The organism is Metabacillus niabensis (genome assembly GCF_902829255.1).
GTDB classification, from domain to species: Bacteria; Bacillota; Bacilli; order Bacillales; family Bacillaceae; genus Metabacillus; species Metabacillus niabensis.
Genome location: NZ_CADEPK010000053.1, coordinates 1 through 6,953 on the forward strand (window position 1 = coordinate 1; position 6,953 = coordinate 6,953).

The 6,953-nt window shown below is 34.5% G+C and carries 6 protein-coding genes; all 6 read left to right on the plus strand.

All coding sequences use genetic code 11. The features are described from left to right. Positions 1-67: 67 nt before the first annotated feature. Entirely contained in the window at positions 68-1,405 is a 1,338-nt protein-coding gene (locus HU235_RS07110) for an MATE family efflux transporter (RefSeq protein WP_233452156.1), read from the plus strand. 212 nt (positions 1,406-1,617) lie between these two features. Next, positions 1,618-4,377, plus strand: a complete 2,760-nt coding sequence (locus tag HU235_RS07115; RefSeq protein ID WP_174879756.1) for an EAL domain-containing protein — start codon at positions 1,618-1,620, stop codon at positions 4,375-4,377. A gap of 210 nt (positions 4,378-4,587) precedes the next feature. Further along, a complete protein-coding gene (locus HU235_RS07120) occupies positions 4,588-5,031 on the plus strand; it encodes a helix-turn-helix domain-containing protein (RefSeq protein WP_174879757.1) in 444 nt (147 codons plus the stop codon). Positions 5,032-5,195: 164 nt separating this feature from the next. Continuing rightward, positions 5,196-5,396 (plus strand): hypothetical protein, encoded by a 201-nt coding sequence (locus tag HU235_RS07125; RefSeq protein ID WP_174879758.1) that lies wholly within the window; start codon positions 5,196-5,198, stop codon positions 5,394-5,396. 198 nt (positions 5,397-5,594) lie between these two features. Then, complete coding sequence (locus HU235_RS07130) at positions 5,595-6,038, plus strand: hypothetical protein (protein WP_095302137.1); 444 nt, start codon at positions 5,595-5,597, stop codon at positions 6,036-6,038. A gap of 463 nt (positions 6,039-6,501) precedes the next feature. Then, the coding region (locus HU235_RS07135; RefSeq protein WP_174879759.1) for an SUKH-4 family immunity protein at positions 6,502-6,953 on the plus strand (452 nt) is incomplete at its 3' end.

Consider the following 6,953-nt stretch of genomic DNA (forward strand, 5'->3'; position numbering starts at 1 on the left):
ATAATAAATATCAACTTACATTGGAAATGAAAAAGCTTTTTTACTAAACAAAAGGTGATGGGGAGAAATGAATAAATCAGAGGGATTGGATACGAAAACATTGTTGTTTTTCTTTATTCCATTAGGATGCTCGGCAAGTCTTGTTACATTATCTCATATTATTATTAACAGTACTCTAGTTCGGGCGGACAATTCCGAATTTATTATCGCTTGCTATGCGATTGCGATGAGCTTGTTTGGAATTACAGAACGACTAGGGGTGTTGCTTCGTCAAACATGTTCTTCCTTAGTAAGGGATACATATTCATTTAAGCTAATGTCGAGGTTTACGTTTTACATTATCGTTAGTTTAACACTTGTTGCATGCGCTGTTGCGTTTACACCTGTTGGAGATTTCATTTTTGCAACCGTTTACGGGGCGAATGACAGAATGGTTGAGTATATTAAAAATATTTATCAGGTGCTCATTTTTGTGACGATTTTTTCTGCGCTCCGCTGCTTGAACCAGGGGATCATCATTTATAATCGGCAAACGAAGTGGTTAACGATAGGCATGGGGATTAGGCTTGCAGCGATGTATTTATTATCGTTATTATTTATTTATACAGGACATATTACAGGGAAAACAGGAGCGATTATTTTTCTCGTTGGGATGATAATTGAGTGTCTTGTTAGCTATATTGAAGGTCGTTCCTTAGTTCGGAAGATGCCTGAAACACATGAGGAGCAAATCCCATCGAAACGAACAATCTTTAAATTTTATAGTCCACTTATGCTCTCATCCGTTATTATCGTCATGATTGGTCCAGCAATCAATGTGTTTTTAGGAAAAACGGCTGATATCGAGCTAGCTATTGCAAGCTATGCGCTTGCTTTAAGTGTCGCACAACTGTTTTTAAGCTTTTTCTCCTACATGCACCAAATTGTGATTAATTTTTATGATGACCATGAATCAGAGGTTAAAAAATTTTCGTTTATAATCGGATTTATACCCTTCATTCTTCTTACATTATTTTGCTTTACACCATTCGGCGCGTTTTTCCTAGAACATGTCATGGGAGTTGGCGGTAGATTATTAGATGCAAGTTTACAAGTATTAAAGCTATTCATTCTAATGGCTCTAATCTTCCCATTTGTCGATTACTTTAATGGGTTACTTATGATTCATAAGCAAACAAAGGTAACAATTTATTCACAGTCTGCAAATCTAATCATGACCTTGATCGTATTAGTTATTGCGGTTAAATTTGCGTCACATTGGAATGGGATGATCGGTGCCTTAGCTCAATCAATGGGAATATTAGCTGAGCTAATCGTTGTTAGCAGTATTGTTCATGTTAAAGAGCGTGGGAAAATGAAGTTCCTTCGCATCAAGGGGTTAGGACGTGTAGGTGGCAATCGGTAAAGATTTTGTATGAGAATAGATGCTTTGCTTCTTCTTGGGCGCAGGGCATTTTTTGTATGATTGAAGAAAAGGGACATTGTACTAGTTTCAATGAAATGTCATTTTTATGTAATAAAATTGAAAGATTTTCCAATTGGTGTCGTTTCAGAATGATTCAATGGTATAATAAATTAAATGAAAAGAGTATGTTTTAAATGAGGGGAATTACGACCATGACTCAGTACACATCTGCAAATCGCCAGTTTTTTCAACTATTTGAACATTTAACAGACCCAGTCATTGTAATCAACATGAGAGGGATCATCATTTACATAAATGAAAATGCTAAAAATCTTTTTTCTTTGAAAAATGAACATGCCGATGGTCGCCATGTTGATACAATACTTTCAGATTATACGTATCCCATTGATGAAGGGACGAATAAGCAAAAATGCTTTGGGATCGGTGGGCAATCCCAGCCTATCAAAGTCAAAGTAACAACACAACAACTAACGATTGAAGATGTGCAATATAAGATAATGATTATAGAGGATTTACAACGTAATAAATCTGAACAACTGAAGAAAGTAAGCAAGGAATTAGCAAATATCAAACTAGCATTAGATAAATCAACAATGATTGCCATTACGGATCCGAAGGGGAACTTCAAGCTTGTAAATCAAAAGTTTTGTGACTTGTCGAAATACAAAGCGGAAGAATTAATTGGCGAAAACTTTTGCATTTTAAACTCTAGTTATCATCCCAAACAATTTTTCAGAGGCTTATGGAAAACGGTTCGTCAAGGTGAAACTTGGTTGGGCGAAATTCTAATTAAAGGAAAGGATGGAAGCTTGTACTGGGCAGAAACAACGATTGTTCCTTTTTTAGATGAAGGTGGAAGACCTTACCAGTATTTCAGCGTATCAACAGATATTACGAAAAGAGTAACTGTGGAAAATCAACTGCAGGAAGTAATGAAGGTTGATTTTATTGAAACAATGAAAAACCTCCAAAATGGAATATTTAAGATGAAAATGGACGGTAAAGGGAGATTCATTTATACAATGGCTGCAGGTAAGCTCTTAGATGCGATTGGAGCGGATGAAGCAACACTTTTACATCATACGCCACATGATGTTTTTCCGAAAGAAATTGCCGACTTAAAGTATCGCCATTATAAAGAAGCTTTTACAGGAAACAGAGTAAATTATGAGGTTGAATTAAAAGGAAGGCTTGTATTTGTCGATATTACCCCTATAGTGCAAGGGAAATCTGTCATTGAAATCGTTGGCACAGTTCATGATATATCTGAATTACGATCAACCCAAAGAGAGCTCAAGGTAAACCAGTTTCAATATCAATCACTTTTTCAATTTAGTCAAGATTATGTTATATCAGTTACGCCAAGTGGGGAAATCATTGATATGAATCCAAATATGTTGGAATTATATAAAAATGCATATGGCACGATCCCACGTCTCAAATTAGAACAACTAGTTGCGGATGAGGATAAAGAAATAACTGTTCATTATTTTCAAAAAGCAATTGAAGGGAACCCACAAAATTTTGATTTAAATGTTCAAACTCAGAAGGGGAAATTTGTTTTTAATGTCACGTTTCTCCCAATTATTGTTGATAAACAAATTAAAGGGGTATATTCAATTGGAAAAGATATTACAGAGCAACGGCGGGTTCAAGAAACAAACGAATATCTTGCACATCATGATGAACTAACTAAGCTCCCTAACAGAAGGTGGATTGTTAAAAAGCTTAATGATTCCTTACAACTAGCTGAAAAGTCGAACATTCAGCTCGCTGTTTTATTTATTGATTTAGATCGGTTTAAGTCGATTAATGATACGTTAGGACATTTAATTGGCGATCAGCTGCTTGAAGAAATATCATCCCGTTTACTAGACACAATCGATCGTGACAAGCAGCATCTAGCACGATTGGGTGGGGATGAATTTATGATTCTTTGCCCTGAAATTGATCATCAAGAGGAGGTTATCGTTTTAGCAAAAAATCTATTAGAAAAGCTGAGCACACCGCTCAATATTGACGAATTTGAACTGATGGTTTCGACAAGCATTGGGATTAGTTTTTATCCAACATCGGGAACCACTGCTGTAGATTTAATGAAAAAGGCGGATATTGCTCTTTATCAAGCGAAGGAACATGGGAGAAATATGTATCAGGTTTACACAACTTCTATGGATGATAAACAATTCCAACGGTTCTTTATGGAACGAGATTTAAGAAAAGCAATAATGAATGATGAATTTATTGCACATTTCCAGCCTCGTGTCGATGCAATAACAGGGAAAACGATTGGTGCGGAAGCATTGATACGTTGGATGCACCCAACGTACGGGATGGTTTCACCTGGTGAATTTATCCCGCTTGCAGAAGAAACAGGTCTTATTATTTCATTAGGTAAATGGATGAAGCGTCAAGTTTGTGAGCAACTAGTTACGTGGAGAGCTGCAAATATTCCACTAATCCCAATAAGTGTTAATATTAGCTCACAACGATTTTTGCAAAGTGGATTTGCTCAAGATTTACGAGATTTGTTATCAGAATACAAGTTGGATGGGCATTGGATCGAGCTTGAAATAACTGAAAACTCTTTAATGAAAAATGAGGAGTATATTTATCAAACTCTTCTTGAATTAAAGGAAATGGGTGTGAAAATATATATAGATGATTTTGGGACAGGCAATTCCTCATTTCATTATTTAAAAGCATTTAAACTAGACGGAATAAAAATTGACATGTCCTTCATTCAACATATCTCTTGTCAATCTGAGAATGCTGCAATTACAGCAGCGATGATTAAAATGGCCCAGCAGTTAAATATGGATGTCATTGCCGAAGGAGTCGAAACAAAGGAAGAGCTTGCCTTTCTACTAGAGCAAAATTGTCATCATATTCAAGGTTTTTATTACGGCAGACCTTGTGCAGCTATGGAATTCGAAAAAATGTATCTATGATTTTCGAGAAGAATCGTGAAAAAAATGCCCACGGTTCTTTTTTATTTATGGGGACTCTCGAGCTTGTTATGTTTTGCTGTAAATCTTAAAAATAATTTTTTTTTTATTTCGACGCTACTCTCCTACACCACTTCCCCTATATATAGGGTGAAAGCATCTTTTTAATAGAGAAGCTTGATAAGCTATTCAGGGAGTTAAGGAGAGTACAAGATGGAGAAATTTAATTTCGAGCTATTACAATCCTATCAATCATTTCACACAATTGAAGAAATGGATCAAGCTGTCCGCGGTTTTTTGTATAAGCATAAGGAGGATTTGTCAGAAGGGACGATATCCGTTCTTACACAAATTTGGCGGCATTCGGTTAAGGTAATCGGTGTTTCCTTTGCCCGAAATGATTATTTAGCAGAACAAGCAAACGTTAGTCGCCGCACTGTCATTCGCGCCTTGAACGTCTTAATGGAGAAAGGGATTATTAAAAAAATTCCAACAGCAAGAAAGACAGGTAAACAAGGGGTTAACATCCTAATCATCCAGCCATTTGCGTCAATCGAAGCATTAAAAAATACGATGTCACACCATGATGACACACCAGAAGTCACAGCTAATAAAACAGAGAATAAGCAAAGCCACTCTGTGAGAAAAGAACGATAAAACCTTATAACGTAAAGGAACAGAAAGAGCCGACAGCTGAACAACTTGATGTAAGCTTTTTACCAGAATCTATTCCTCAAGAATTTGTAATTGCTGCAAAACCGTTTTTCAATGCGCTCGGAATTTATGAGCTATGGAAAAGAGTGCTACTCGTATATCGTAAAATGAAACTAAAGAAAGACCTAGAAGCTGTTATTGATCGCGTCATCTATGCCTTTAAGCAAACGGTATTTGCCAAAAAATGCGGAAAGATTAACTCGACTTTTGAAGGGTATTTTTACACAATTCTTTATTCAGAGCTAATCGTAGAGAAGCGGAAAGAGATGAAGGGTGCTTTTTACGATTTCTTACGTGATTGTAAATAGCCTACTCGATAATTAATATTTACTGTGAAGCTTTGAGATTGATTAAATCTGTTGTTTAAAATAAAACATAGTACAATAGGTATTGCATTCAGTCAAATTCTATAAGAATTTCATAGTTAACTATCTAGTGTAGAGCTATTATTTCAATTATAGTCATTCACGGTATATATTTTTAATTAGGACAGGAGTCGTTAAATAGTGAGATTAGTTAATACTTATCTCTCGGAACTTGAAATAAAGAAACAAGATATTGAAGTGATTCGTAATCTATTTAAGAAACATTATACAGAACAAATAGAAGTAAATCGCTATAAATATGAGGATCGTAAACATTATGAAACTGATATTGATATAATTGACGTAGAATTTCTCAAGGAAAATATATATAAAGAAATAGATAAGTTGATAAAAATTCATGAAAAAGTTATACAGTCAATTGGTCAAAGTGTAGAAATAATTGTTGCTAATGATGATACAGATACGGAAATCCAAGTATTTGAAAAAAATTGTAATGATGTATCAGGATTTGGATTGTTTATTACTTCGAGAAAAATCCAAGAACTTAAACCCTACTATACTTCTGATATTTGCAACGCATATTTGAATTTTGAAAATGTTAGTTTTGGTGTTATGTTCGAATAGTGGTAATGTGACGTACTAACGGTTGATATATTTGTCCATGGAAGAAATAATCAGGAAGTGTAGAGATAGGGTTGAAAGAATTGGATTAACTATTTGAGGATTCTTTTAATGAATTGCAAGCAGATATCGTTTCAATATGCTTAAAGTATGTATATGAAAGAGCTAATAAAATATTTATTTATTGTTCATATGAAGAAGGTCTTATATCAAATAACTTTTTTATAATATTAATGATAGGATTGTAGAGAGACATATGATGATTAAACAAACTTACTGCAGAATACAAATATGAACTTGTACATACAAACGATTCTAATAAAACTGCAAGCTTTATTGCTAGAGATTGGTTTGAACAAATCAATAGTGGAGATAAATAACATAAAACGAGTTTGATTACTTTATAGATTGATTTAATCATTTGTCAATATTATTTAGAACCTTTTATAAATTGAGGTGTTGAAGGATGATACAACCAGAGGAATTTAATAAAAAATGGGATGTCTCCAAAGATGGTCCACTTATTAAGTTTAATGACGAAGACTTAATCAATTTAAATGTCTCCGATGAAGTGAAAAGATTTTTGGCAATAGGAGGCCTACCTGAGAGCTCTCCACCGTATTTAGAGTTTTCTTCCTCACAATCGATAGGAAGACCTATTTCAAATGTGTTAAACATGCAGGGAGTATTTAGAAAGTATTTGTTTTTAGGATCAACTAGTTACGGGGATCCGATCTGTATAATTGAGCAGGAAGAAAAGATAGTATTTCTTAACAGCAGTAATAATTATGAAGAAGTATTTATTAATTCTTCGTTAAATCAATTTGCAGAATGTTTATTACTATTTTCCAAAATGATTGACAAGGCCATAGAAGTGAATGGTGAGGATGCCTTGATTGATAATGATATACCTGAATC

Excerpts from the sequence above, each read along its gene's own strand:
- HU235_RS07110 (WP_233452156.1), top strand. The coding sequence starts at position 68 with ATGAATAAATCAGAGGGATTGGATACGAAAACATTGTTGTTTTTCTTT.
- HU235_RS07115 (WP_174879756.1), top strand. The coding sequence starts at position 1,618 with ATGACTCAGTACACATCTGCAAATCGCCAGTTTTTTCAACTATTTGAA.
- HU235_RS07120 (WP_174879757.1), top strand. The coding sequence starts at position 4,588 with ATGGAGAAATTTAATTTCGAGCTATTACAATCCTATCAATCATTTCAC.
- HU235_RS07125 (WP_174879758.1), top strand. The coding sequence starts at position 5,196 with ATGAAACTAAAGAAAGACCTAGAAGCTGTTATTGATCGCGTCATCTAT.